Below are 25,630 nucleotides of genomic sequence, written 5' to 3'. Positions count from 1 at the left end.
GAGCGACCATGTCATCACTGCAATCGCAAGATATCCTGCGCCGCTCCGCCAGCCCCACCCAGCCGCCGGTGGTGCGCGATTACAAGGCCGAGGTGGCCAAGCTGATCGACGTGTCCACCTGCATAGGCTGCAAGGCCTGTCAGGTGGCCTGCTCGGAGTGGAACGACATCCGCGACGAAGTGGGCAGCAACGTCGGCGTCTACGACAACCCGGCCGATCTCACCGCCCACAGCTGGACGGTGATGCGCTACAGCGAGGTGGAGGAAAGCGGCAAGCTGGAATGGCTGATCCGCAAGGACGGCTGCATGCACTGCGCCGACCCGGGCTGTCTGAAGGCCTGTCCGTCGCCGGGAGCCATCATTCAGTACGCCAACGGCATCGTGGATTTCCAGTCCGAGCACTGCATAGGCTGCGGCTATTGCATCTCCGGCTGTCCGTTCAATGTGCCGCGCATCAACCAGAAGGACAACAAGGCGTATAAATGCACCTTGTGTTCCGACCGGGTGATGGTGGGCCAGGAGCCGGCCTGCGTGAAGACCTGTCCCACCGGAGCCATTCGCTTCGGCACCAAGGCCGATATGCAGGCCTACGCCCATGACCGGGTGGAAGAGCTGAAGACCCGCGGCTACGCCAACGCCGGGCTGTACGATCCGGAAGGCGTGGGCGGCACCCACGTGATGTACGTGCTGCACCACGCCGACAAGCCGGAGCTGTATTCCGGCCTGGCCAAGGATCCCAAGATCAGCCCGGTGGTCAGCCTGTGGAAGGGCATCCTCAAGCCGCTGTCCACCATCGGCCTGGCGGCTTCGGTCTTGTTCGGCTTCTTCCACTACATCGGCGTCGGCCCCAATAAGGCGGAAGAGGAAGAGGAGGAAAAGGCATGAGCAAGGAAAAGCTGATCAAGCGCTACAGCGCGGCGGAACGCGTCAACCACTGGATCGTGGCGGTGTGCTTCGTGCTGTTGGCGATTTCCGGCCTGGCCTTCTTTTACCCGGCCTTCTTCTGGCTGACCGGCGTATTCGGCACGCCGCAGCTGGCGCGCATCATCCACCCCTTCGTCGGGGTGCTGATGTTCGTCGGCTTCGCGCGCCAATTCCTGCGTTACTGGCATCACAACTTCCTGGACAAGGAAGACGTGAAGTGGATGATGGCGGTGAAGTCGGTGCTGTCCGGCCACGAGGTCGGCGACATCGGCAAGTACAACGGCGGCCAGAAAGGCATGTTCTGGCTGATGACCGGCTGCATGCTGGTGCTGGTGTGCACCGGCTTCATCATGTGGCGGCCGTACTTCGCGCTGTACTTCCCCATCCCGGTGATCCGCGTGGCCCTGCTCCTGCACGCCTGGAGCGCGCTGATCCTGATCGCCGGCATCATCGTCCACGTCTACGCCGCCATCTGGGTGCGCGGCACGATACGGGCGATGGTGGAAGGCGTGGTCACCCATGCCTGGGCCAAGAAGCATCATCCGCGCTGGTACCGTGAAATGACCGGAGACAAGAACAAGCCATGAGCATACGCATCGTCCCCCTGGACGAGGCTGGCCGGCTGCAAACCGCGGCGGGAGAGATCCCGCCGTTATTGCTGCCCCAGCCCGCCGAACGCTATCTGGCCCGCAGCCGGCGCCTGACGGCGCTGGCCGACGGCCACCCGATGGCGGCCTATCTGGCCTTCGCCGCCCGCATCGCCGCGGCTCAGCACCTCCTGGTGCGCGAACAGCCGGTGACGCTGCCGCCGCGCGGCGATTACTTCCATCATTGCGCCGAACACGGCCTGCCGCCGCTGGGCGCCGCCGCCTGGCCGCGCGATCCGGTCTGGCGCGATCTGCTGCGCGCGCTGTGCGCGGAGCTCGCCGCCCTGCCCGGCCCCGCCGGCCAGGTGGCGCGCGAGCTGGAACAGACGGACGACGCCGCGCTGGAAAGCGCCGCCCGCGCGCTGCTGGACGGCGACTTCACCGCCGTCGGCTCGGCGCGCGCGCCCTTGCTGTGGGCGGCGCTGTCGGTCTATTTCAGCCAGCTGGCCGCGCAACTACAGGTGACGGCGGTGGCCGAACCCGACGACGCCCGCCACCTGTGCCCGGTGTGCGCGATGCCGCCGGTGGCCAGCGTGGTGCGCCTCGGCAACGAGTCCGGCCTGCGCTATCTGCATTGCAGCCTGTGCGAGAGCGAATGGCATCTGGTGCGCGCCAAGTGCAGCAATTGCGAGGCGACCCGCGACATCGGCTACTGGTCGCTGGAGCAAGGCGACAGCCAGCAGGCCGCGGTGCGCGGCGAAAGCTGCGGCGACTGCGGCAGCTATCTGAAGATCCTGGCGCTGGACAAGGACCTGGACGCCGAGCCGGCGGCCGACGATCTGGCCACGCTGGCGCTGGACCAGCAGCTGGAACAGCGCGGCTTCGCTCGCAGCGGGGTCAATCCGCTGCTGTTTCCCGGCTAAGCCCCCGCTCCCAACGTCCCCCAAGCCTCCTACGCGGAGGCTTTTTTCATGGCGTCGGCGAGCGCTTTGGCCGCGCCGTCCGTTTGCATAAGAAAAAACCAACAACTACAAAAAAGGTATGACTTTTTTCCATCCCGGTTGATCGACATGGTCCTGCTCCCGCCTCTGACGCCAAGAAACCGCCTGTTGCTGGGCCTGGCCATCAATGGCGGCGTCCTCTGCTGGCTGTTCTGGGGGCATCCGCTGCTTTGGGCCGGACTGGCGCTCAGCTGCGCCGCGCTGGCGCTGGTCCTGTTCTGGCCGGCGCCGGCCGCCGCCGCGGAGCCGGCCCCGACTCCGGACGAATACTGGCAGGGCTTCGCCAGCCACGTCTGCGCCTTGCTGCCCTTGTGGGCCGGCCACATCTCCTTGGGCAAGGAGCAGATGGACGACGCCGCCAACCGGCTGACCCTGCGCTTCGACGGCATACTGCGCCAAGTGGGCGGCGCGGTGCCCAAGCCGGGCGAACACACCGACCAGGCGGCGCTGGCCCAGGCGGAGAGCCGGCTCAAGCACATGCTGCAGCTATTGCAGAACGCCACCCGGCAACAGACCGATCTCGCCATCCACCTGCACACCCTGGGCCAATCGGCCAACACCCTGCAGAACCTGGTGCGCAGCCTGGTCAGCGGCCACCAGCTGGACGGCGAGCAAAGCATGGAGCAATTGGGCAGCGACACGCTGGAACAGCTGTCCCGGCTGCAGAACCAGATCGACAAGGCCATGGACAGCCTGGCGCAGATGGCGCACGAGCCGCTGCGGCCGCACGCGCCGCTGAACGCCGCCGACGCCTCCGCCCCGGCGGAAGAAGCCGCGCCTGACGACGAGGCCGTCCAATCCCAGTCCTTGCAGCAAGCGCTGGAAGACATTCTGGTGCAGCTGCAATTCCAGGACCGGGTCGACCAAATCCTCAGCGGAGTGCAGAACGATATGCGCCGGCTGGAGAGCGTCTTCAGCCAGGCGCTGGTGGACACCGAGCGTCGGCCGACGCCGCCGGACACCGCCGCCTGGCTGGACGCCTTGAAAAACAGCTATACCACCCATGAGCAGCGCGTCCTGCACAGCAGCGACCAAGCGGAATCGGGCAATAAGCAAAACAACATCACTTTCTTTTGATCCGGGGAATGTTCCAGATGGCCAAGACCATACTCATCGTCGATGACTCGGCCAGCCTGCGGCAGGTGGTTCGCATGACGCTCGCCGGCGCGGGCTATGAGGTGCTGGAGGCCGCCAACGGCCAGGAAGCCCTTGACGTGCTGGACGGACGCAAAGTCCATTTGATCGTCTCCGATGTGAACATGCCGTTGATGGACGGCATCGCGCTGCTGCGCAATATCAAGATCCATCCCAATTACAAATTCACTCCGGTCATCATGCTGACCACGGAATCCTCCGAGGAAAAGAAGCAGGAAGGCAAGGCCGCCGGGGCCAAGGCCTGGGTGGTCAAACCCTTCCAGCCGCCGGTGCTGTTGACCGCCGTTTCCAAATTGATCCTGCCCTGATCGGGAGCCCGACATGCCGCGCGCCCGCAAAAAACCAGACGCCAAAGACAGCGCGCCCGCCGCGCCGGCCGCCGCCGTTTTCCAACTGACGCTCAGCGGAGAACAAACCATTTACCAGGCGGCGGAACTGCATCAGCAGCTCCACGCCGCCCTCGCCGGCCACGCCGCCATCGAACTGGATCTGTCCTGCGTCGGAGAGCTGGACTGCGCCATCGCCCAGGTCTTGCTGTGGCTGCGCCGGGAAAGCCTGCGCAAGGACGTCGCGTTGCGCTTCATCGCCCCCAGCCCGGCCTCGCTGGACTTCATCCGCCTGGTGGGCCTGCAAGGCCAGCTCTCTTTGGAGGAGGTTGCGCATGGATCTTGAACTGGCGCTGCAAACCTTCTTCGAAGAATCCAACGATCTGCTGGGGGAGATGGAAAGCATTCTGCTGGACGCGGAAGCCGACTCCACCACCACGGAACAGTTGAACGCCCTGTTCCGCTCCATGCACACCATCAAGGGCTCGGCCGGGCTGTTCGGCCTGGACGTCGTCGTCGGCTTCACCCATGAAGTGGAAAACGTGCTGGACCTGCTGCGCGACGGCGCACTGCGGCTGGACGATATGCTGACCGGCCTGCTGCTGCGCTGCCACGACCACGTCAAGGAAATGCTGACCGCGCTGGCGGCCAAGGACAGCCTGGAGCGTTTCGCCGGCACCGAGCTGCTGGACGAGCTGGTCGCCTACAGCCGCGCCGCCGGCGGCGCGGCCGCCCAGGAGGCGCCGGCCGGGATGGAACAAACGGAAGCGCCGCCCGAGCCGCAGCCCGAGCTCGCCGCGCCGCCGCCGGAGCAATGGCTGCTGTCGCTGCGCTTCGGTCCGGACATGCTGCGCAACGGCATGGACCCGTCGTCCTTTATCCGCTATCTCGCCACCATAGGCGAGATCGACCGGATCGAGGCCGTCGCCACCCAGCTGCCAAGCGGCGACGACTTCAACCCGGAAACCAATTATCTGCGCCTGGAGGCGCTGTACCGCAGCCAGGAGGCGCAGCAGACGCTGCTGGATGTTTTCGAGTTCGCGCGCGAAGACAGCGAGGTCCATATCTGGCCGTGGCCGCCCAGCTCGCGGCAGCAGGCTCAGACCCTGGCCAGCGCGCCACGGGAGGAGGCCGACGCGGTCCGGGCGGTATGGCTGCGCTTTGGCCTGGAACCCGCAGCCGATGCCGCCGAGCCGGAAGCGGCGTTCGCCGAAGCAGAGGCGACGGCGCCGTCGGTGGAAATCGTGGAGTTCGCGCCGGACGAACCGCTCGCCGCCGACGCCGTGTCCGATGCCCCCGCCGACGCCGCGCCGGAAGCGCCCGCCGCGCGCGCCGCCGCCAAAACCGCCGGCGACGCCAAAAGCGGCAAATCGGCCGAAAGCAAATTCATCAAGGTGGAGGCCGGCAAACTGGACAGCCTGATCAATCTGATCGGCGAACTGGTGATCGCCGGCGCCGCCGCCAATCTGGTGGCGCGCCGCTCGCAGCAAAGCGCGCTGGTGGAGTCCACCCAGACCATCGCCAATCTGATCGAACAGATCCGCGCCGGCACGCTGTCCATGCGCATGATACAGATAGGCGAAATCTTCAACCGCTTCCCGCGCGTGGCGCGCGACGTCTCGCGCGAACTGGGCAAGGACATCCAGCTGCACATCTCCGGCGCGGAGACCGAGCTGGACAAATCCATGGTGGAAAAACTGGGCGATCCGCTGATGCACATCGTGCGCAACGCCATCGACCACGGCATAGAAACCACCGAGCGCCGGCTGGCCGGCGGCAAGCCGGCCGAAGGCCATGTCTGGCTCAACGCCTACCATGAATCCGGCAGCATCGTGATCGAAGTGGCCGACGACGGCGGCGGCCTCAACCAAGAGCGCATCCTGGCCAAGGCGGTGGAGCGCGGCCTGCTGCCCGCCGACATGGCGCTGCCGGAGCAGGACGTGTTCCGCCTGATCTTCGAGGCCGGCTTCTCCACCGCGGACCAGGTCACCAACATCTCCGGCCGCGGCGTGGGCATGGACGTGGTGAGGAAAAGCATAGAGCAGCTGCGCGGCACCATAGACATCGAATCCGAACTGGGCTTAGGCACCACCTTCCGCATCCGGCTGCCGCTGACCCTCGCCATCATCGACGGCTTCCTGGTGGAAGTCGCCGCCGCCACCTTCGTGGTGCCGCTGGAAGCGGTGATCGAATGCATAGAGCTGCCCGCCGCGCTGGACAAGGACAGCGTTCACGACTGCCTGAACCTGCGCGGCGAACTGCTGCCCTTGCTGCGCCTGGACGGCTTTCTGGAACTACCCGCCGTCGCGGCCAAACGCCGCAACGTGGTGGTGGTGCACTACGGCGAACGCAAGGCCGGCCTGGTGGTGGACGCGCTGCTGGGCGAATTCCAGACCGTGATCAAGCCGCTGGGCAATCTGTTCCGCCACCTCAAGGCCATTAGCGGCTCCACCATCCTGGGCACCGGCGAAGTCGCCTTGATTCTCGACGTGCCCGCCCTGATCCACCATGCCACCCAAAAAGAGGCGGAGCGGTACGCGCTGCTTCCCGCCCGGGAATGGGAAGCTGGCACCACAAACACCGCGGCGAAAACGGATAGGAGCGCCCAATGAGCCAATACAAACACGGCATGTCCATCGCGCAGAAGCTCGGCCTGGGCTTCGGCCTGATCATCGCGCTGATGCTGATCTGCGTCAGCGCGGCGCTGTACGGGCTGGAGATCAGCAATATCGCCCTGCGCGACATCACCCAGGTCAACAATGTGGAAAGCCGGCTGGCGCGCCAATTGATCAGCGACAACCAGGACATCCGCATCGCCTACCGCAATGTGATGCTGGCCGAGGGGCCCGCCGACATCAACAGCGCGCTGCAAGCCTATCAGGCGAGCAAAGTCGCCTATATGGACAGGGAAAAGAAACTGGCCGAAGTCTTCCGGCAGGCCGACAACAACACCCCCCAGGAGCTGGAACAGATGAGCCGCATTCAGAACATGCGGCCGGCCACGCTCACGATGGTGGACAAGGCGGTGGACCTGGCCAATCAAGGGCGTCAGGACGAAGCCAAGAAACTGATGCAGAACGAGATCGCGCCGCAGATGGTCGCCTTCAACCAGCAACTGACCGCGCTGGCGGACCTGGAGGACAAACTCAACGACCAGTTGGCCAATCAGGCCAACGCCAGCTATCAACAGGCGCACTGGGTGATGATCGCGCTGTCCTTGCTGGCCGCCCTGATCAGCGCCGGCCTGGCCACCCTGATCACCCGCAATCTGCTGCGCACCCTGGGCGGGGAGCCGCACTATGTGTCCGAGGTGATGCGCCAGGTGGCCGACGGCAATCTGGACGCGGAAATCCGGCTGCGGCCGGGCGACCAAAGCAGCTTGTGCGCCGCCATCGCCGTCACCATTGAACGGATGCGCAACATCATCGCCGAGGTCAAGAGCGGCTCCGAGGCGCTGTCCAGCGCCGCGCAACAGATCAACTCCACCTCGCAGGCGCTGTCCCAGGCCGCCAGCGAGCAGGCGGCCGGCATCGAAGAAACCTCGGCCTCGGTGGAGGAAATGTCCTCCTCCATCAGCCAGACCAACGACAACGCCCGCGTCACCGAGAGCATCGCCACCAAGGCCTCGCGCGAGGCGGCCGAAGGCGGCGAGGCGGTGCGCCGCACCGTGGAGGCGATGCGCCAGATCGCCGACAAGATCGGCATCGTCGACGACATCGCCTACCAGACCAATCTGCTGGCGCTCAACGCCGCCATCGAAGCCGCTCGCGCCGGCGAACACGGCAAGGGCTTCGCCGTGGTGGCGGCCGAGGTGCGCAAGCTGGCCGAGCGCAGCCAGATCGCCGCCCAGGAAATCAGCGGCGTGGCCGGCAGCAGCGTCAAGCTGGCCGAGCAGGCCGGCCAGTTCCTGGAGGAAATCGTCCGCTCCAGCAGCCGCACCGCCGATCTGGTGCAGGAGATCGCCGCCGCCTCCAATGAACAGGCCAGCGGCGTCAGCCAGATCAACTCCGCCATCCAGCAACTGAGCCTGACCACGCAGCAAAACGCGTCCGCCAGCGAAGAACTGGCTTCCACCGCCGAGGAAATGAACGATCAGGCCGAGCACCTGCACGAGTTGATGGGCTACTTCAAGCTGGGCGCCGCCGAGTCCTTCCACCCGGCGCCGCGCGCGCGGCGCGAGCCCCTGTTGCCGCACAAGCCGCTGCACCCGCCGCTGGCGGAAGAGTCCGACTTCATCCGTTTCTAACCGGACAGCGCCATGAAACCGCTCCATCTGCAGCGCAAGCACGACAACGCCGCCTCCGCCGAACCGCAGGCCGACGCCCGCCAATACCTGACTTTCCAGCTGGGCGGCGACGTCTTCGCCATCGGCATCCTGGCGATACGCGAAATCCTGGAATACCTGAAACCGACCCACGTGCCGCTGATGCCGGCCTTCATCCGCGGCGTGATGAATTTGCGCGGCTCGGTGGTGCCGGTGATAGACCTGTCGCTGCGCTTCGCCCGCGGCGAAACCGAAATCAATCGCCGCACCTGCGTCGTCATCATCGAAGTGGAGGGCGAAGAACAATTGCAGCTGATCGGCATTCTGGTGGACGCGGTGCATGAGGTGCTGGCCATCCCCGACGCCGACATCGAACCGCCGCCTCAGTTCGGCAGCAAGATACGCGTCGACTTCATCGCCGGCATGGCCAAGCTGGACGGCCATTTCATCGTGCTGCTCAACGTCAACAAAGTGCTGTCGGTCGATGAAATGGCCTTGATCTCCAGCCTGGGCCAACAGGACGCCGCCGCGGAAACCCAGACGGAAAAGGCCTGAGCGGCGATGCCGGCCCACTTCGTCCCCGCGCCCGGCCGAAGCGCCCTGTCCGTCTCCCGGCAACTGAAACTGGGCTTCGGCGCGCTGCTGATCCTGCTGCTGGCCCTGATCGCCGCCGGGCTCTACGGCCTTGAGCAATTCCATACCCAGTTGGAAGAAATCACCCAAGTCTATGGCCGCCACGCCCGGCTCAGCGACCGCATGCACGTCCAGATCCAGGAAATGCGCATCGACTACCGCTCGCTGATCATCGTCTCCAGCCGCCGCGACATCCAGGCCTGGCGGGAGCGCTATCTGGCCGCCCGCGGCCGCTATCTGGAGTTGGAGCGGAAACTGGCCGACGCCATCGAGCGGCAGCAGGCGCCTGGCAAGGACGCGCTGCAACGCTCGATGCGGCAGCTGCAAGCCCAGCGCGGCCTGGCCTTCCCCATGCTGGACCAGGGCGTGCGCCAGGCCGCCGCCAATCAGAAGTACGAAGCCCGCAAAGCGCTGGACCAGGCCGCGCCGGCGCTGCTCGCCCCGCTGCGGCAAGTCCGCGAACAAGCGCACGCCTTGCGCCAGCAAGCCGCCCTGCAAGCGGAGCGCCGCGGCCGCGAACTGAAAACGCTGCTGATGGCGCTGGCCGGCGGCAGCGCGCTGGCCGGCCTGGCGCTGGCCTGGGCCATCCACCGCAATCTGTGGCGCATTCTGGGCGCGGAGCCCGACGCGCTGGCCGAGCGCATGCGCGAGATGGCCGCCGGCCGGCTATCCCGCGGCGACAGGCCGCCCCCCGGAACGCGCCGCAGCGTGCACGCCACCCTGGGCTACTGCAGCCGCCACCTGAGCGACATCATCCTGGACGTGCGCCGCAGCGCCGACCAACTGGCCGACAGCGCCCAGGAAATCCGGGCCACCGCCGAGGCGCTGGCGCAAAACAGCTGGGCCGCCGCGCTCAGCGTCGGCGCCACCGCCCACTCCTGCGCCCAAATGCACGAAGTCAGCCAAAGCAATCTGGCGCAGGCGGAACTGACCAACGCCGCCGCGCACGACGCCGCGCGCCAGGTGGCGGACGGCAAGCAAGCGGTGCAGACCGCGGAAAGCGCGCTGGAGCAGATCGCCGGGCGCATAGAAATCGTCGAGGACATCGCCTACCAGACCAATTTGCTGGCCCTCAACGCCGCCATCGAAGCCGCCACCGCCGGCCCGCACGGCCGCGGCTTCGCCGTGGTGGCCGACGACGTGCGCAAACTGGCGGAACGCAGCCAGAACGCCGCCCGGGAAATCGGCGAACTGGCCCGGCGCAGCCGCCATGAAGCGCGTCTGGCCGCGCGCGCGCTGTCCGGCATTCTGGAGCGCAGCGCGGCCACCGCGGAGTTGGTGGGCGGCATCAGCACCGCCAGCCGGGAAGAAGCGCGCGGCATCGCCCAGGTCAACGGCTCGATGGAACACCTGGGCGGCGTGTCCCAGCGCAACACCGCCAACAGCGAAGCCCTGGCCGCCACCGCCGCCGAAGTGCACAAACAGGCTGCGCGCCTGCAACAGCAAATCGCCTATTTCCTGGTCCGGGAATCGGGCGCGGCGGCGGAGGACGCGCCGAATCCGCCCTGAAACGGCGCGGCAACTGTTCTACATTGAAACGAATGAACCGGTCGCTTGGCCGACTTTCGGCGCAAAGGCCCTGGCAATGACAAAACAAGAAGTCGATATATTCCTGCATCCCGGCGATTGGTACTTTGGCGACAAGCACCACAAGATCCGCACGCTGCTCGGCTCCTGCGTCTCGATCACGCTGTGGCACCCCAAGGCCAAGATCGGCGGCATGTGCCACTACCTGCTGGCGCGGCGCACCGACCGCAGACCGACGGCGCTGTCCGGCCGCTACGGCGACGAAGCCATGCTGCTGATGCTGCACGAGGTGCTGGCCTCCGGCCTGCCCTTGCAGGAATTCCACGCCAAGCTGGTGGGCGGCGCCGCGGTGCTGGCCGGCGTCGAGCGCGATCAGCCGCACGACGTGCCCTCGCGCAATATCGACATGGCCTACCAGTTGGTCAAGCAGCTCGGACTATCGGTGCAGGCGGAGGATTTGGGCGGCAACAGCCCGCGGTTGGTGATGTTCGACCTGGCCACGGGCGATGTGTGGGTAAAACAGACGCAGGACGCGGACATGAGCAGGATTTCCGCACACCATAAGGCAAGGACTCGGGCATGACTATCAAAGTGCTGATCGTGGACGACTCTGCAGTGGTTCGCCAGGTGCTGAGCCAGGTTTTCAGCCAGGCAACCGGCATGACGGTGATGGATGTGGCCACCGACCCCATCGCCGCGATGGAAAAAATGAAGCAGCAATGGCCGGACGTCATCGTGCTGGACATCGAGATGCCGCGCATGGACGGCATCACCTTTCTCAAGCAGCTGATGGCCAGCCGGCCCACGCCGGTGGTGATCTGCTCCTCGCTGACGCAGAAAGGCACCGACATCAGCATGCAGGCGATGGCCGCCGGCGCGGTGGAGGTGATCGCCAAGCCCATGGCCGGGGTCAAGGGCTTCCTGGAGGAAAGCGCCAATCAGCTGGTGCACGCGGTGCGAAGCGCCGCCGCCGCCCGGATGAACCGGGTGCGGGTGATGCCCTCGGCCGGCGGCTCCGCGCCCGGCGGCGCCGCGCCGGCGTCCAACCCGCTGGAGACCCGGCCCAAGCTGTCCGCCGACGCCATCCTGTCCGCGCCCACCGGCGGCAATATGTTCGCCACCACCGAACGCATCATCGCCGTGGGCACCTCCACCGGCGGCACCCAGGCGCTGGAAACCGTGCTCACCGCGCTGCCGCGCACCTGCCCCGGCCTCGCCATCGTCCAGCACATGCCGGAAAAATTCACCCGCTCCTTCGCCGAGCGGCTGGACAGCCTGTCCCAGATCGAAGTCAAGGAAGCGAGCAACGGCGACCGCATCCTGCCGGGCCGCGCGCTGATCGCCCCCGGCGGCAAGCACATGATGATCAAGCGCAGCGGCGCTTTTTATCTGGTGGAGGTGGTGGACGGCCCGCTGGTCAGCCGCCACAAGCCCTCGGTGGACGTGCTGTTCCGCTCCGCCGCCAAGTTCGCCGGCAAGAACGCGCTGGGCATCATCATGACCGGCATGGGCGACGACGGCGCCAAGGGCTTGAAGGAAATGCACGACTGCGGCGCCAAGACCATCGCCCAGGACGAGGAAAGCTGCGTGGTCTTCGGCATGCCCAAGGAGGCGATCCGCCTGGGCGCGGCCGACGAAGTGATGCCGCTGGACACCATCGCCAAGGCGATTTGCCGTTGAACGAGGAAACACCATGCAACTGGATATCCAGGACGTCCTGATCATCGACGACAGCACCTTGCAGCGTCAGCACGGCTGCGAGATCTGCCAAGGCCTGGGCGCGCAGCAGATCCGCCAAGCCGCCAACGGCGAGGAAGGCCTGGAGCGGATGCGCGAGCAGCTTCCCAGCCTGATCCTGCTGGATTTGGAAATGCCCAAGCTGGACGGCGTGCAAGTGATGCAGCACATGGCCAAAGAAGGCCTGGGCGCGCCGCTGGTGGTCACCTCCAGCAAGGATTACCTGCTGATCTCCACCGTGGAACTGATGGGGCGGGAACTGGGTCTGCCGGTGCTCGGCGGCCTAAAGAAGCCGCTGCGCCAGCCCGAGCTGCTGGACCTGCTCAAACGGGTGTGGACGCCCAAGGGCGGCGACGACCATCACGCCGAACTGTTCAGCGAGGTGGAAGTGCGCGAAGCGCTGGACAAGGGCGAGATCATTCCCTACTACCAGCCCAAGGTCACCCTCAACGGCGGCCTGCTCAAGGGCGCGGAAATGCTGGCGCGCTGGCAGCATCCGGAACTCGGCATCGTCTCCCCCGCCCGTTTCATCCCGGTGGTGGAGGCCAGCGGCTGGGCCACCGAACTGACGCTGAGCATGCTGGACCAGGGCCTGAAGCAATGGCAGGAATGGGCGCGCCGCGGCCTGCGGCTGCCGCTGTCGGTCAATCTGTCGGCGCTGTCGCTCAAGGGTGACGACCTGACCCAGCAAATCGAACAACGGCTGCTCAGCACCCATGTGCCGCCGCGCTTCATCATTTTCGAAGTGACGGAAACCGCCATCGCCGACAATCTGGCCGAAGCCATCGGCATCGCCGCCCGGCTGCGCCTGGGCGGCCTGGGCCTGTCCATCGACGACTTCGGCACCGGCTTCGCCACCTTGCAGCAACTGACCCGTTTCCCGTTCACCGAACTGAAAATCGACCAGTCGCTGGTCACCTCGGTGTCCACCAAGCCTCATCTGGAGGCGGTGCTCAACAGCGTGATCGAACTGGCCCAGCGCATGCAGCTGACCACGGTGGCCGAAGGCATAGAAACCACCACCGACCTGGACTTCATGGGCAACCGCGGCTGCTTGATGGGCCAGGGTTATTTCATCGCCAAGCCGATGGACGCACCCCACTTCGAAAGCTGGGTCAAGGAAAGAATGCAGCAAAGCAAGGAAGCCAGCACCGGCTGAACGGCACGCTCAGGCAGACCACAGCGGCGGCTCGTCCAGCAGCGCAATCTGTTCGCGCAGCGTCAGAATCTGCTCCTCCCAGTAACGCTGGCTGTTGAACCAGGGGAAGGCGGCCGGGAAGGCCGGATCGTGCCAGCGCCGCGCCAGCCAGGCGCTGTAATGGATCAAGCGCAAGGTGCGCAGCGCCTCCAGCAGATGCAGCTCGCGCAGATCGAACTCGCAGAAATCCTCGTAGCCGGCCAGCACCTCGGCCAGTTGCGCCGACTGCTCCTCGCGGCTGCCGGACAACAGCATCCACAAATCCTGCACCGCCGGCCCCATGCGGCTGTCGTCGAAGTCGACGAAATGCGGGCCGTCGTCGGTCCACAGCATATTCCCGACATGGCAATCGCCGTGCAGCCGCAGCGCGCTCACCGCGCCGGCGCGCTGGTAAGCGCGGTCGACGCCGGCCAGCGCCTGCTCCAGCACGCCGCGGAAGACTTCGCGCAGTTCCGGCGGCAAGTCCGCGTGCCGCAATAGATAGTCCGCCGGCTCGCGGCCGAAGCTGTCCGCGTCCAAAGCCGGCCGCCGCGCGTAATCCTCCACCCGGCCCAAAGCGTGGATGCGGCCCAGAAAGCGGCCTATCCATTCCAGCGTGCGCGCGTCGCCCAACTCCGGCACCCGGCCGCCGCGACGCGGAAACAAAGCAAAACGGAAACCGCCGTGATGATGCAAGGTGGCGCCCTTGAAGGCCAGCGGCGGCACCACCGGAATCTCGCGCTCCGCCAATTGCAGCGAAAACGCGTGCTCCTCCAGAATCTGCTCATCGCTCCAGCGCTCCGGCCGGTAAAACTTGGCCACCAGCGGCGCGGCGTCGTCGATGCCGATCTGGTAAACCCGGTTCTCATAGCTGTTCAGCGCCAGCAGGCTGCCGGAGCTGTAAAGGCCAAGGCTATCCACGGCGTCGAGAATGGCGTCCGGCGTCAGGCCGGCGAAGGGAGGCGTTTGATGTGTCTGCATCCAGGCATTATACGCAGCCGGCAGCGCTCGAGCGTAAGCGGGTAAAATGAAGGAATCTGACCTTGCGCCGGAAGCTTCCATGGACCTGAAGAACCTGTACACCCGCCTGCCCTCCGTTGACCGCCTGCTGGGCCACGAGCGTCTGGCCCGCCTGCTGGGCCGCCACGGCAACGCCGCGCTGGCCGAGGCCGTGCGCCAGACGCTGGAGCAGGCGCGCCGGACCATACGCGAACAACAGGCGCTGCCCGCCTGGGCCGACAGCGACGACAGCCTGGCCGCCGCCGTCGGCGACCGGGTCGCCGAACGGCAACGCATGCGGATGCGGCCGGTGTTCAATCTGTCCGGCACCGTATTGCACACCAATCTGGGCCGCGCGCCGATGGCCGAGGCCGCGGTGGAAGCCGTCGCCGCGGCGATGCGCGAAGCCGCCACGCTGGAATTTGATCTGCAAGGCGCTGGCCGCGGCCACCGCGACCAGGCGGTCAGCGAGCTGCTGCGCGAACTCACCGGCGCCGAAGCCGCCTGCGTGGTCAACAACAACGCGGCCGCGGTGCTCATCATGCTGTCCACCGTCGCCGCCGGCCGCGAGGTGATCCTGTCCCGCGGCGAGATGGTGGAGATCGGCGGCGCCTTCCGCATGCCGGACGTGATGCGTCAGGCCGGCTGCCGGCTGGTGGAAGTGGGCGCCACCAACCGCACCCATCTGAAGGACTATCGCAACGCCGTCACCGCGGAAACCGGCCTCCTGCTCAAGGTCCACACCAGCAATTACGCGATTCAGGGCTTCGCCAGCAGCGTGGCGGAGGCCGAACTGGCGGAACTGGCGCGCGAACGCGGCCTGCCGGTGGCCACCGACCTGGGCTCCGGCGCGCTGATCGACCTGGCCGCCTACGGCCTGCCGCACGAGCCTATGCCGCAACAGATGATCGCCGCCGGCGTTGACCTGGTCAGCTTCTCCGGCGACAAGCTGCTGGGCGGCCCGCAGGCCGGCCTGATCATCGGCAAGCGCGAATGGATAGACAAGATTCAACAGCACCCGCTCAAACGCGCGCTGCGCTGCGACAAGATGACGCTGGCGGCGCTGGAAGCCACGCTGCGCCTCTATCTGGAACCGGACCGGCTGGCCGACACGCTGCCGACGCTGCGCCGGCTGAGCCGCCCGCAAGCGGCGATGCGCGCCAGCGCCGAGCGCTTGCTCGCCCCGCTGAGCGCGGCGCTGGGAACGGACTACCTGGTGGAAGGCGCCACCTGCCTGTCCCAGATCGGCAGCGGCTCGCTGCCGGTGGACCGGCTGCCCAGCTGGGCGCTGGCGGTTTCGCCGGCCGACGGCCGGGGCGGCACGCTGGAACGGCTGGCCGAAGCGCTGCGCGCGCTGCCGCAGCCGGTGATCGGCCGGCTGGCCGACGGCAGGCTGTGGCTGGACCTGCGCTGTCTGGAGGACGAAGCCGGCTTCATCGCCAATCTGGCCTCATTGGCGCGTCCATAGCCAGATCAAGACGCCGGCGGCCGCGGCCCAGCACGCCGCCGCGCCCAGCAAGGCCGCGCCCAGCCGCCAGCGGTCTATCAGCCAATACAGGGCCAGCAAATAGATGAAATAAGGCAGCAGCGAAGCCATGCCGAACAGCAAGGTGGTTTTCAGCTCGGCCGCGCCGCGCTCGCTGCCGACAATATAGTGCGCGATCAACGCGAAAGTGGGGAATAGCGGCACCAGGCCGGCGATATAGTAATTCCTGGACCTGGCCAACACGCTGATCAACAGCACCGCCAGCGCGCCCAAGGCGCTTTTCAGCAATAAAGCCATTCCCCTCCCCGTCCCCGGAAAACCCCAATTGTGTCACAAGGCGTCCCCGCCGCGGCTGAGGTTCATTCTTGTTCTCATTCTCATTAATAAAAACAATCAATTTTTTAAAATTAATAGCCTTTGTGCGATAATCAGGGCATCCCACCCACTGCCGGACTGCACTGCCATGGCCCACACTCATCACGCCATCGACGGCGACAGCGTAGAGAAACGCCGCGCCGGCCGCGTCAGCACGCTGGTCAGCGTCGCGGTCAACCTGATCCTCTCCACCACCCAGATCGTGGTGGGCGCACTGGCGCACTCCTCCGCCTTGATCGCCGACGGCCTGCACTCGCTGTCCGACCTGATCGCCGACTTCGTGGTCTTGCTGGCCGGCAAACACAGCCATAAAGCGCCGGACAACGATCACCACTACGGCCATCACCGCTACGAGAACGCCGCCTCGCTGATCCTGGGCCTGCTCTTGCTGGGCGTGGGCCTGGGCATGCTGTACAGCGCCGCCGCGAAATTCCACGACCCCGCCTCCATTCCCACCGTCCACGCCGTCGCCCTGTGGGTGGCGCTGCTGGCCTTGGCGGTCAAGGAGGCACTGTTCCGCTACATGCTGGCGGTGGCCAAGCGCGTGCGCTCCAGCATGCTGGTGGCCAATGCCTGGCACGCGCGCTCCGACGCGGCCTCCTCGCTGGTGGTGGCGCTGGGCATCATCGGCAACCTGATGGGCTATCCGCTGCTGGACCCGGTGGCCGCCCTGCTGGTGGGCCTGCTGGTCGCCCGCATGGGCTGGCGCTTCGGCTGGGACGCGATGCACGACCTGATGGACCGCGCCGCCGACGACGACGCCGTCGCCGCCATCCGCCAGACCCTGCTGAGCACCCCGGGCATTCACGGCGTGCACGATCTGCGCACCCGCAAGATGGGCGACCTGATCCAGGTGGACGTGCACCTGGAAGTGGACGGCGCCATCAGCGTGGAACAGGCCCACGCCATCTCGGAAGCCGCGCGCCACCGCGTGCTGGAACGGCACCCGGTGCTGGACGTACTCGCCCACATCGACCCCGCCGGCCATTATCTGCCGGACCCCTCGCCCGTCCGCTGAGCCCAGCCCATGGCCAAGTCCGCCGTTTCTGGCGATACTTGACCTTTTACCCCTGCCGCTTCGCCCGCCATGATTATCGCCACCGCCGGACACGTAGACCACGGCAAGACCGCCCTGCTTCACGCCCTGACCGGCACCGACGCCGACCGCCTGCCGGAAGAAAAAAAGCGCGGCATGACCATAGACCTGGGCTATGCCTATCTGCCGACGCCCGAGGGCGGCGCGATCGGCTTCATCGACGTGCCCGGCCATGAGCGTTTCCTGAGCAATATGCTGGCCGGCGTCGGCGGCGTGCGCCACGCGCTGCTGGTGATCGCCGCCGACGACGGCGTGATGCCGCAAACCCGAGAACACCTGGCCATCCTGCAATTGCTGCAACTGGACAGCCTGACCGTGGCCATCAGCAAAAGCGACCTGGCCGGCCCGGAAGCGCTGGAAGGCGTCATGGACGAGGCGCGGCGGGCGCTGGCCGAACACGGCCTGCGCGCGGCTGCGCTGCTGCCGGTTTCCGCGCGCAGCGGCGCCGGCGTCGACGTCTTGCGGCGGCATCTGCTGCAACTGCGCGACCAAGCCGCCGGAACCGAACGCCGCTTCCGCCTGGCGATAGACCGCGCCTTCACCATAGGCGGCGCCGGCCTGGTGGTGACCGGCACCGCCTGGGGCGGCCGCGTGAACGTGGGCGACGCCCTATGGCTGAGCGGCAAGGACGTCACCGTCCGCGTGCGCGGCCTGCACGTGCAAAACCAGCCGGCGCGGCAAGGCCAGGCCGGCCAGCGCATTGCGCTCAACCTGGTCGGCGACATCGACAAACGACAGATTCAACGCGGCGACTGGCTGCTGGAGCAAGCGGCGCCGGCGCCGGCCGCCCGCGTCAGCGTGCGCGTGCGCCTGGCCCCGGCCGCTCACGCCACTTTGCGCCACTGGCAGGCCGTCCATCTCCATCACGCCGCCAGCCACTGCACCGGCCGGGTGGCCCTGCTGGAACGTCCGCAACTCCATCCCGGCGACGAGGGACTGGCTGAACTGAGCCTGGACCGGCCGCTGCTCCTGGCCGACGGCGACAAGCTGATCCTGCGCGATGCCGGCGCGCAGCACACCCTGGCCTGCGCCACGGTGCTGGAACGGCAGCCGCCTACGCGCGGCAAGCGCCAAGACGAACGGCTGGCCCATCTGCGCGCCCTGGCCGCGGCCGGAAGCGACAACGTCCAGAACCTGCGGCTGCGCCTGAGCCGACAGGCGCTTTCCCTGCCCGATCTCGCCTGGGACCGGCAATTGAGCGAAGCCGGGCTGGCGGAGCTGCTGCGCGCCGCCCCGCTGCTCACCGCCGGCCAGCACGCTTACGCGCCGGAACACTGGGCGGAGTTGCAAGGACAGCTGCTGGAACGGCTGGCGGCGCTGCATCTCCAGCAGCCGGACCAGCTGGGCGCCAGCCGCGGCCGCGCGCGCCGGCTGGCGCTGCCGCAGGAAAGCGAGGCCGCAGTCAATTTGATGATCGATCAATTGCTGGCGGAGGGAAGGCTGGCCAATACCCGCGGCTGGCTGCATCTGCCCGGCCACGTGCTGGCTTTCGACGCGGAAGAGACCGCGCTGTGGCGGCGTTTGGAACCGGCTTTCACCGATCAGGGACAGCCGCATTGGGTGCGGGATTTGGCCGCGGCGGCCGGCGTGGAGGAGGACACGGCGCGCGCCGTGCTGCGCAAAGCCGCGAGGCTGGGCCATGTCCACGCCGTGGTGCGGGACCGTTATTTCTCCAGCACGGCGATCCGCGGCATGGCGGCCATCGTGCACAGCCTGAATCAGGACGCCGGCTATGCCGACGCCGCCAACTTCCGCGACCAACTGGGCTGCGGCCGCAAGCTGGCGATTCAAATCCTGGAGTATTTCGACCGCTGCGGCTTCACCCGCCGCCTGGGGGACAGGCATTTGCTGCGCGAAGCGCGGCTGTTCGACTAACCTGCGTGTCCAGGGCCGGACGGCGATTCCAGCGCCCGGCCCAACACCGCGCGCAACCGGCTGATATCGAAAGGCTTCTCCAGCCGCGCGGCGAACCAGGCGGCGCGCGGATCGGCGTATTCCTCGGGGTAAGCGGTCATCGCGATGATTTTCACGCCGCGGTGGCGCACGCTGCGCTTCAGCGCCTCCGCCACCGAATAACCGCTCTCATTGCCCAGCTGCATGTCCAGCAAGACCACGTTGAAGCTGGCTTGTTGCAGCTTCTGACAGGCTTCCGCCACCGAGCTGGCGGTGGACACCGCGTAGCCGTTCATTTGCAGGCAATCGGAAAACGGCTCTCGGATATTCTTGTCGTCGTCCACCACTAGCACCGAACGTTCCGGCCCCGGCGGCTGATCCGGCACCACGATGGGCAAGCGGACGATGAACTCGGAGCCCACGCCCACCACGCTCTTCAGCTCCAGCTCCCCGCCCAGCAAGGACACCAGTTCCTTGACCACCGCCAGGCCCAGCACGCTGCTGCCCACCCGGCGCGCGTGCCCCTGGAAAAACGGCTGGAAGATGCGCGATTGAAACTCCTCCGGCACGCCGATGCCGGTGTCTATCACGCGGATATCCAGGATATTGCGACCGTCGGCGCTGTCCACGCCGGCCTCCACCGTGACCGTGCCGTGATCGGTGTAGCGGATGGCGTTGGTCAGCAGATTGCCGACGATCTGCCGCAAGCGGTCGCCGTCCAGTTTCACCGTCTCAGGCAATTCGCCCAGCCGCACATGCAGGCCCAGGCCCTTGCCGTCCAACTGCGCGCGATGCACGTCGATCACCTCGTTCAAGGTCGCCGCCACGTCCACATCGCCGATATGCAGCCGGAACTGCATATTCTTGATCGCGGAGATGTCCATGATGTCGCGCACCTGGGTCATCAGATGCGCCATGCAGGTTTTCAAGCGTCCCACCGCCTTGGCGGCCTTACCGGCCGGATCGATGTCCGGCTCGATCAACTCCACGCACACCTGCATGGTCTGCAGCGGCGAGCGGATCTCGTGGCTTAGCGTGGCGAGGAAGGTGGTGCGGTCCAGCTCCGCGTTCACCGTGGCCTTGTGCGCCGCCCGCTCCTGCTCCAGCAGCTGCTGGCGCGCGGCGGCGTCGCGACGCGCGCCCTGATAGCGGTACAGCAGCACGAAAATCACCATGCAGATGCCGCCCAGCGCAAACCACAGCGAGGCGACCAATTGCTGGTTGTGCCGCAAGTCCTTGTTGCGCGCGTCGCGCGAAGACACCTCGGCCACGCGCGCCTGGACCGCGAACTCCGCCAGCGACGGCCGGATGCTGTCGATGCGGTCTATGTTCTGCTGCGCGCTCCGGACGCTGGGATGCAGGATGTTTTCGTCCTCGAAGAAATCCTGCAACAGGCTGGCTGTGCCTTTGAAACCATCGACGCGGCTCAGCATCTCCTGCATCTTGGACGGCGTAACGAAATCCAGGAAACGGCTGTTGGCCACCGCCAGCCGGAATTGCACCTGCGACTCGGGAACTTCCCCCGCCTTCAAACGCAATAAGTCGGCGCGCGCTTTCTCCAGCTCAAGCTGCATCTGCGCCACCGACCAGTACAAATCCTCGCTGCGCCCCTCAAAGCTGCGCGCCGGCACATAACGCTCGATCGCCATGTAAACGCCGATGCCCAACAGCAAAAAGCCGAGCAAGGCCAGCGCCGGGATGCCCTTCCAGCCGGACAGCATCGACTTGTTCACCGCTCGTCCCGAGCCCTCCTGGCCGGCCGGCATCAGAACACCACCAGGCGGTTGATCTGCCACACCAGCTTGGCGTCCATCACCGGCCCTTTCTTGTCCTCCGGCATTTGATCCAGCGGATACATCAGCCATAAGGGACCGCGGTTGGTGATGTCCAAAGGCTTGTTGTTGACCGAGCGCGCCAACACCACGTCGAAGTCGTAGAACTCGCGGCGGTCTATCCAGTACACGTAATCGTTCAGGGCCCGCAGCTTGACCTTCTGGCCGCTGGCGCCCACCTTGGCCAGAATGTCCCGCATCAGCGGCCCGCTGAACACCGATTGCGGCGTCCAGGTGGTCCGGGTCACCACCGAATGCTGACGCAAGCTCTGCAAGTCCTGCTCACGGAACTCGTACACATTCTTTTCTTTATTGGTGAACTGGCTGATCTTGCCCGACACCGTCAACACCACAGGCCCCGGCGCGGCATGAAGCGCGGCCACGCAACACGCCAGCGCCACTCCGCTCAAGACCGCCTTCCCGCTCTTCCCCATGCCAAGCTCCCAACCCTGCTCATCCCGCGTCCTTGGCCCGGCGGCTTCACGCGCCGGACTCATGACATTTGAACTTTGATTTCACAAGCAAAATAATTGAATCTAATTAGAACAAAAATGCCATTAAAATATTTACGGCCAATATATCAAGCCGTCCAACAAAACGCCATCCGCCCGCATCCAGACCAGTCCCATGGGACAGTAGCCGCGACCCGCCGCCAGGGCGGCGCGCCGCGCGCAATGAAAAAGCGGCCCCTTGGGCCGCTTTTTCTGGGCTCCGCCGGCGTCGCCGGCCATGCTTTACTTGCCGCGACGCAGCCCCGGACGGCCGGCGACATGGCAAAGCTGGATAAACAGGGACAGAACGTGCTTCATGCTGATTTCCTTTATTCTCGGTAGACGGAATGCCCCGACGCTCTTGCGGCGCGTTCGGCGGGGCTCTCCATTCTAACGGCATGAGGCGAGGCCAAGACATTCATTTTATTTATCAGGCATAAAATTAACTTATCGCCGGTTCACCCTCTCGCCAGCAAGACAAGGCAGGCCGGCAGAGGCGGAGGAAGCGGATCGCACTAGCCGCTCATCCTCGTTTCAAAGCGGTGCTCAAGGCCCTTCCCCCGTATCCTTGCCGCGCGACAGATCGTGAACGGGTTCCGCGATTCCGCGATATAATGCGCGCTGGCGTCCCCGGACGCCATCGGGCCAAGAGCCCGCTCGCTCGCAGGAAGAGACGCGTCCCCGGTGGGGCGGCTGGTCTTCAAAATCAGATGGGGCCGCCAGCGGTCCCGGGCAGGTTCGACTCCTGTTCTCTTCCGCCAGTTCCAAGCCGTTGAAAACCACGGCAAGCCAAGGAAAGCCAAGCAAGCAAAGGGCTTTCAGTGTGTATCACACTAATCGCCGCCGGCCTTGAACGGCTTGCCGCGGCTTCGAAATTCGCACAACTATCGCACAAATTTTCCAGCGACCTACCATTCCTTCTATATAGGGTTTTGTGCATCACATTCGGCCATACCCTTGGCCTCTGCTGAGAGTCTCCACTCTTGCCGCGATTGCATGCATAGCACGCATGAAAACGCATGAACCAAGCCACCCCACCAGCCGGCCGGATTGCCGCGCCTGAAGCGTTTGCGGGGTATCTGTGCAGGTGCATAAATCCCGGCCTATTTAGTGCGGGGGCGAGGCGGGGCTTCGATAGCGCGCGCCGGGGTTTGGGTGGGGATCTGGCTGCCGGCCGCCAAGGCTTGGGGGCTGATAATGGGCCGTGCCGGGCCACCGTCGCACATGGCGAGGCGCTGGAGTTCTGGATGGGGCGGCAGCATGCAAAAAGGCCGCCTTACAGGCGGCCTTCTATGGGGCGGTGGCGCCCTATTGCGCTTGGCTTTTCGGGCTGTAGGGTAGGAACTCGATGATCTCCTCCCCGACCATGTCGTTGATCGCGGATATCCGCGCCTGGAGCGGGACAATCTCGCCTTCGTGGAAGGCTTCGTCCGCCTTGCCGACGTCACCGAAGCCGCCGGTATTGCTAGGAACGATGCCTAGAAGCTGAGGCGGGACACGGTGCGCGGCCAGGACATCGTCGCGGGTCACGTTCTTGATGTTGAAGAACTCGTCGCGCGCGGCCACTTCGCTGATCGGGATGATCTGCACCCCGTCTTTCTTGCCTCCCGGCGCGTACATGAACAGGTTGCGAAAATTCCCCACGCCTTTGGACTCTTTCACTTTCTGCCGTAGCTCGTCCACGTCCTTCTGGCTGTGGGCGGCGTCGGTCATGTAGAGCAGGAAGCCCGCGTGCGAACCGTTCAAATAGTATTTACGCCGGAACAGTGTCGCCGACTCATTCAGCCAGGCGCTGTTCAGCGCGGCCAGGTATTCCGGCAAGCCGTAGATTTCCTGATTGATGTCGGGTTCGATCAGGTGGCAGACCTCGCCCAGTTCCTGTTCCTGACCATGGTTCGGTACCCACCAGTATTGACCGGCCTCTTTGCCGCGGCGGGTGTGCTTGGCTAGCGCCGGCTTGTGGCGGATGGTGCCGCCCAGGACATTGCGTTCGCGCTCTAGATAGCCGTTGCCGAAAATCAGAAAGTCCTGCGCCAGAATGGTGAAATGTTCACGGGACAACAGCTTGTGCGGCTTGAACAACGCGGCCAGGCGGTTGCGCTTCACCGCCAGCGCGCTGGCGTGGTGGACGCTGGCGCGCCAGGAACGGGCCAGCCCTTCCCATGAAATCGGCGGTTCGTACCACTTGCCCGCGTCCGAACACTGTAAGTAGTCGAGGATTTCTCGCCTGTCCAAAACCGGGACCGGGTCGCCAAAGCTGAAGGCTTCCATCTTGGTAGCGCCTGCGGCTGTTTCTTGTTGGGTGGCGCGGATGCGTCGATTGCGTGGCTTGCTCATCAGGAAAACTCCATGAAGCTGGAAGACACGCCGCTGGCGCCCTCCAGCGGTTCGTTGATCAGGGTATGCATCACGGCGAACGCCAGATCCGCGTGACTGGTTTCTTCGGATCGACCGGCCTGGAAGGTCACGGCGCGGCCGCTAGCGGTGCTGGTTTTCTTGATCGACAGGAAGGATGCGGCGATATCCGTGTGGCCGGCTTCGAACTCAAGGCGGCCGTGGTGGATCACGTCCATGGCCTTGAGCACCATCTTGGTTTTCAGCTCCAGCGAATACTGCAGGCCCACCGCATCAGGCCGGAACTGCTTCACCAGCTGGAACACACCGGAGCCCAGGCCGGTGGCGTCGATGCCCAAATAGCCAACGTTGTAGCGCTCGCACTGGTCCTTGATCGCCTTGGCCTGGGCGGCGAAGTCCCAGCCCTTGAACTGCATGCGCTCCAGCACGCGGAACTTGCCGCCCGGCGTCAACGGCGGCGCCACGATCACCAGCGCGGCGCTGTCACCGCTCTCGCTTGGGTCATAACCCAGCCACACTTCGCGGTGGCCGTAGGGCCGCAGCGCGAACGGCTTGAAGTCGTCGGACCATTTCTCCCAGCTGTCCACCATGCAGCTCTGCAGCGAAGCGAAGGAAAACACGCTGGCGCCGTCGTCGATGAACTGGCAATAGAACAGCTGCAGCAGTTCCTCCGGGCTGTACTCCAGCCGCAGCCGGTCCAGATCGAACAAATCGCAACCACCGCGCAAGGCGTCTTCGATGGTGACGATCTGGCGCCACTGGCCATCGGCGCAGAGCAGGCCGCCGGCCAGCGCCGCATGACTGACGTCCAGCTTGATGTGGTCCTTCTTCGGCCGGCCTTTGTTGTAGTGCTCGCCGGTCCAGAACGGGTAAGCCTCGTGGCTCATTGCCGACGGCGTCGAAAAATAGGTCATGCGGAAGCGCTTTTGCGACGCCATCGCGCTGACCAGCTTGCGCAGCTCCTGGTAACGCGGAATCCAGAACACCTCGTCAACGTAGACATTGCCGGAACGCCCTTGCGCGGTACGGCCATTGGTCCCCAGGAAGGCCAGCTCCGCGCCGTTGGGCAGCTTGATCACCTCCCCTTTCAGCTCCACATCCGCAGCGTCGCGGGCGAAGTCGACGATATAGGCCCGGAACAGGTGGGCCTGGGCCTTGGACGCCGACAGGAAAATCTGATTGCGCCCGGTCTGCAGCGCGTCGATGAAGGCTTCGTGGGCAAAGTAATAGGTCGCGCCGATCTGGCGGCTCTTGAGGATGTTGCGGATGCGTTCGGTCTGGCCGGCGCGGTGCCAGTTCTTCTGGTAGCCGAACATCTTGTCGAGGAAGGCCGCCACCAGCTTGGCCTGCTGCTCCTCGCTGATCGCGTTCTTCTCCGGCGCCTTGCGCGGCTTGGCGTTGCGGCCGGCCACCTTCGGATTAAGGTCAGCCTCATTGCCGCCGGTGCGATAGCGCCGCACCCGCTCCAGCCGCTCCATCTGCCGACCGAGAGCGTCCAGCTCCTTGTATTCGCTGTTTCCCTTCGTCGGCATGCTGATCAGCTGAATCATGCGTGTTTCCAGCGCGCAATCCACCCGCTCCAGCGGCGTGGTGTCGTCCCACTGGTCGCGGCGCTTCCAGCTATGGATGGTCGCCGGCTTCTGTTTCAGCGTCTCCGCAATGCGCGCCACCCGCCAGCCTTGAAAGTACAAATGCTTGGCCAGGCGGCGCGGGTCCAGATCGTCGGGAATGGGAAAAGTGCTCGTCATGCCGCGAGTGTGCAGAGCGCTCCCG

At 65.6% G+C, this 25,630-nt stretch carries 22 protein-coding genes and 1 tRNA gene; 17 read left to right on the top strand and 6 right to left on the bottom strand.

Features of this window, described 5'->3' with window-relative positions; translation table 11 throughout:
* Positions 1-8 precede the first annotated feature (8 nt).
* The 13 genes from fdxH (at position 9) to ACODRW_RS01615 (ending at position 13,312) form a co-directional block, all read left to right on the top strand.
* Positions 9-884 carry a formate dehydrogenase subunit beta gene (fdxH, locus tag ACODRW_RS01675; protein ID WP_488905047.1) on the top strand — a complete coding sequence of 292 codons (876 nt, stop codon included), beginning with the start codon at positions 9-11 and terminating at the stop codon, positions 882-884.
* Positions 881-1,510 (top strand): formate dehydrogenase subunit gamma, encoded by a 630-nt coding sequence (locus ACODRW_RS01670; RefSeq protein WP_235086813.1) that lies wholly within the window; start codon positions 881-883, stop codon positions 1,508-1,510. Before fdxH ends, ACODRW_RS01670 begins: the two co-directional genes overlap by 4 nt.
* A complete protein-coding gene (fdhE, locus tag ACODRW_RS01665) occupies positions 1,507-2,433 on the top strand; it encodes a formate dehydrogenase accessory protein FdhE (protein ID WP_488905046.1) in 927 nt (308 codons plus the stop codon). The genes ACODRW_RS01670 and fdhE overlap by 4 nt, the downstream gene beginning before the upstream one ends.
* A gap of 147 nt (positions 2,434-2,580) precedes the next feature.
* Positions 2,581-3,588, top strand: a complete 1,008-nt coding sequence (locus ACODRW_RS01660; protein WP_146176705.1) for a hypothetical protein — start codon at positions 2,581-2,583, stop codon at positions 3,586-3,588.
* A gap of 17 nt (positions 3,589-3,605) precedes the next feature.
* Entirely contained in the window at positions 3,606-3,974 is a 369-nt protein-coding gene (locus tag ACODRW_RS01655) for a response regulator (protein ID WP_235086808.1), read from the top strand.
* A 13-nt stretch (positions 3,975-3,987) separates the two neighbouring features.
* On the top strand, positions 3,988-4,338 hold the full coding sequence (locus tag ACODRW_RS01650) for an STAS domain-containing protein (RefSeq protein WP_107800491.1): 351 nt from the start codon (positions 3,988-3,990) through the stop codon (positions 4,336-4,338).
* Positions 4,328-6,604, top strand: coding sequence for a chemotaxis protein CheA (locus ACODRW_RS01645; protein ID WP_488905045.1), 2,277 nt, complete (start codon positions 4,328-4,330; stop codon positions 6,602-6,604). Before ACODRW_RS01650 ends, ACODRW_RS01645 begins: the two co-directional genes overlap by 11 nt.
* Positions 6,601-8,238, top strand: coding sequence for a methyl-accepting chemotaxis protein (locus ACODRW_RS01640; RefSeq protein WP_107800493.1), 1,638 nt, complete (start codon positions 6,601-6,603; stop codon positions 8,236-8,238). The genes ACODRW_RS01645 and ACODRW_RS01640 overlap by 4 nt, the downstream gene beginning before the upstream one ends.
* A 12-nt stretch (positions 8,239-8,250) precedes the next feature.
* Positions 8,251-8,811: a chemotaxis protein CheW gene (locus ACODRW_RS01635; protein WP_107800494.1), complete on the top strand. Its 561-nt coding sequence runs from the start codon at positions 8,251-8,253 to the stop codon at positions 8,809-8,811.
* 6 nt (positions 8,812-8,817) lie between these two features.
* Positions 8,818-10,398, top strand: coding sequence for a methyl-accepting chemotaxis protein (locus ACODRW_RS01630; protein ID WP_488905044.1), 1,581 nt, complete (start codon positions 8,818-8,820; stop codon positions 10,396-10,398).
* A 76-nt stretch (positions 10,399-10,474) separates the two neighbouring features.
* Positions 10,475-10,999: a chemotaxis protein CheD gene (locus tag ACODRW_RS01625; protein WP_107800496.1), complete on the top strand. Its 525-nt coding sequence runs from the start codon at positions 10,475-10,477 to the stop codon at positions 10,997-10,999.
* A complete protein-coding gene (locus ACODRW_RS01620; RefSeq protein ID WP_107800497.1) occupies positions 10,996-12,096 on the top strand; it encodes a protein-glutamate methylesterase/protein-glutamine glutaminase in 1,101 nt (366 codons plus the stop codon). Before ACODRW_RS01625 ends, ACODRW_RS01620 begins: the two co-directional genes overlap by 4 nt.
* Positions 12,097-12,109: 13 nt before the next feature.
* Complete coding sequence (locus ACODRW_RS01615; RefSeq protein ID WP_235086801.1) at positions 12,110-13,312, top strand: EAL domain-containing response regulator; 1,203 nt, start codon at positions 12,110-12,112, stop codon at positions 13,310-13,312.
* Positions 13,313-13,321: 9 nt separating this feature from the next.
* Here the strand turns inward: ACODRW_RS01615 and ACODRW_RS01610 are convergent, their stop codons facing one another.
* Positions 13,322-14,311, bottom strand: a complete 990-nt coding sequence (locus ACODRW_RS01610) for a serine/threonine protein kinase (RefSeq protein WP_107800498.1) — start codon at positions 14,309-14,311, stop codon at positions 13,322-13,324.
* 79 nt (positions 14,312-14,390) lie between these two features.
* Here ACODRW_RS01610 and selA point away from each other — a divergent pair, with 79 nt between their 5' ends.
* Positions 14,391-15,797 (top strand): L-seryl-tRNA(Sec) selenium transferase, encoded by a 1,407-nt coding sequence (selA, locus tag ACODRW_RS01605; RefSeq protein WP_488905043.1) that lies wholly within the window; start codon positions 14,391-14,393, stop codon positions 15,795-15,797.
* On the opposite strand, the gene ACODRW_RS01600 is transcribed toward selA, so the two are convergent.
* Positions 15,780-16,112 carry a GlpM family protein gene (locus tag ACODRW_RS01600; protein ID WP_107800500.1) on the bottom strand — a complete coding sequence of 111 codons (333 nt, stop codon included), beginning with the start codon at positions 16,110-16,112 and terminating at the stop codon, positions 15,780-15,782. The two genes, selA and ACODRW_RS01600, sit on opposite strands and share 18 nt — an antisense overlap.
* Positions 16,113-16,278: 166 nt before the next feature.
* On the opposite strand from ACODRW_RS01600, the gene ACODRW_RS01595 reads away from it, so the two are divergent.
* Complete coding sequence (locus ACODRW_RS01595) at positions 16,279-17,208, top strand: cation diffusion facilitator family transporter (protein WP_107800501.1); 930 nt, start codon at positions 16,279-16,281, stop codon at positions 17,206-17,208.
* Positions 17,209-17,277: 69 nt separating this feature from the next.
* Positions 17,278-19,161: a selenocysteine-specific translation elongation factor gene (selB, locus tag ACODRW_RS01590; RefSeq protein ID WP_488905042.1), complete on the top strand. Its 1,884-nt coding sequence runs from the start codon at positions 17,278-17,280 to the stop codon at positions 19,159-19,161.
* Here the strand turns inward: selB and ACODRW_RS01585 are convergent.
* Together ACODRW_RS01585 and ACODRW_RS01580 are read right to left on the bottom strand one after the other, a co-directional pair.
* Complete coding sequence (locus ACODRW_RS01585; RefSeq protein WP_488905041.1) at positions 19,158-20,975, bottom strand: ATP-binding response regulator; 1,818 nt, start codon at positions 20,973-20,975, stop codon at positions 19,158-19,160. The genes selB and ACODRW_RS01585 overlap by 4 nt on opposite strands.
* On the bottom strand, positions 20,945-21,445 hold the full coding sequence (locus ACODRW_RS01580) for a putative pterin-binding protein (protein ID WP_107800504.1): 501 nt from the start codon (positions 21,443-21,445) through the stop codon (positions 20,945-20,947). The genes ACODRW_RS01585 and ACODRW_RS01580 overlap by 31 nt, the downstream gene beginning before the upstream one ends.
* 723 nt (positions 21,446-22,168) lie before the next feature.
* Between ACODRW_RS01580 and ACODRW_RS01575 the strand changes: the two genes are divergently transcribed.
* Positions 22,169-22,263 (top strand) — tRNA-Sec (locus ACODRW_RS01575).
* 547 nt (positions 22,264-22,810) lie between these two features.
* On the opposite strand, the gene ACODRW_RS01570 is transcribed toward ACODRW_RS01575, so the two are convergent.
* Together ACODRW_RS01570 and ACODRW_RS01565 are read right to left on the bottom strand one after the other, a co-directional pair.
* Entirely contained in the window at positions 22,811-23,839 is a 1,029-nt protein-coding gene (locus tag ACODRW_RS01570; RefSeq protein ID WP_488905040.1) for a phage portal protein, read from the bottom strand.
* Entirely contained in the window at positions 23,839-25,605 is a 1,767-nt protein-coding gene (locus ACODRW_RS01565) for a terminase ATPase subunit family protein (protein ID WP_488905039.1), read from the bottom strand. Before ACODRW_RS01565 ends, ACODRW_RS01570 begins: the two co-directional genes overlap by 1 nt.
* Positions 25,606-25,630: the final 25 nt, after the last annotated feature.

The organism is Chromobacterium sp. FG89 (assembly GCF_057808735.1).
This window is presented reverse-complemented; position numbering and strand designations above follow the sequence as displayed.

Coding starts and splice junctions, on each gene's coding strand:
- fdxH (WP_488905047.1), top strand. CDS start 9: ATGTCATCACTGCAATCGCAAGATATCCTGCGCCGCTCCGCCAGCCCC.
- ACODRW_RS01670 (WP_235086813.1), top strand. CDS start 881: ATGAGCAAGGAAAAGCTGATCAAGCGCTACAGCGCGGCGGAACGCGTC.
- fdhE (WP_488905046.1), top strand. CDS start 1,507: ATGAGCATACGCATCGTCCCCCTGGACGAGGCTGGCCGGCTGCAAACC.
- ACODRW_RS01660 (WP_146176705.1), top strand. CDS start 2,581: ATGGTCCTGCTCCCGCCTCTGACGCCAAGAAACCGCCTGTTGCTGGGC.
- ACODRW_RS01655 (WP_235086808.1), top strand. CDS start 3,606: ATGGCCAAGACCATACTCATCGTCGATGACTCGGCCAGCCTGCGGCAG.
- ACODRW_RS01650 (WP_107800491.1), top strand. CDS start 3,988: ATGCCGCGCGCCCGCAAAAAACCAGACGCCAAAGACAGCGCGCCCGCC.
- ACODRW_RS01645 (WP_488905045.1), top strand. CDS start 4,328: ATGGATCTTGAACTGGCGCTGCAAACCTTCTTCGAAGAATCCAACGAT.
- ACODRW_RS01640 (WP_107800493.1), top strand. CDS start 6,601: ATGAGCCAATACAAACACGGCATGTCCATCGCGCAGAAGCTCGGCCTG.
- ACODRW_RS01635 (WP_107800494.1), top strand. CDS start 8,251: ATGAAACCGCTCCATCTGCAGCGCAAGCACGACAACGCCGCCTCCGCC.
- ACODRW_RS01630 (WP_488905044.1), top strand. CDS start 8,818: ATGCCGGCCCACTTCGTCCCCGCGCCCGGCCGAAGCGCCCTGTCCGTC.
- ACODRW_RS01625 (WP_107800496.1), top strand. CDS start 10,475: ATGACAAAACAAGAAGTCGATATATTCCTGCATCCCGGCGATTGGTAC.
- ACODRW_RS01620 (WP_107800497.1), top strand. CDS start 10,996: ATGACTATCAAAGTGCTGATCGTGGACGACTCTGCAGTGGTTCGCCAG.
- ACODRW_RS01615 (WP_235086801.1), top strand. CDS start 12,110: ATGCAACTGGATATCCAGGACGTCCTGATCATCGACGACAGCACCTTG.
- ACODRW_RS01610 (WP_107800498.1), bottom strand. CDS start 14,311: ATGCAGACACATCAAACGCCTCCCTTCGCCGGCCTGACGCCGGACGCC.
- selA (WP_488905043.1), top strand. CDS start 14,391: ATGGACCTGAAGAACCTGTACACCCGCCTGCCCTCCGTTGACCGCCTG.
- ACODRW_RS01600 (WP_107800500.1), bottom strand. CDS start 16,112: ATGGCTTTATTGCTGAAAAGCGCCTTGGGCGCGCTGGCGGTGCTGTTG.
- ACODRW_RS01595 (WP_107800501.1), top strand. CDS start 16,279: ATGGCCCACACTCATCACGCCATCGACGGCGACAGCGTAGAGAAACGC.
- selB (WP_488905042.1), top strand. CDS start 17,278: ATGATTATCGCCACCGCCGGACACGTAGACCACGGCAAGACCGCCCTG.
- ACODRW_RS01580 (WP_107800504.1), bottom strand. CDS start 21,445: ATGGGGAAGAGCGGGAAGGCGGTCTTGAGCGGAGTGGCGCTGGCGTGT.
- ACODRW_RS01570 (WP_488905040.1), bottom strand. CDS start 23,839: ATGAGCAAGCCACGCAATCGACGCATCCGCGCCACCCAACAAGAAACA.
- ACODRW_RS01565 (WP_488905039.1), bottom strand. CDS start 25,605: ATGACGAGCACTTTTCCCATTCCCGACGATCTGGACCCGCGCCGCCTG.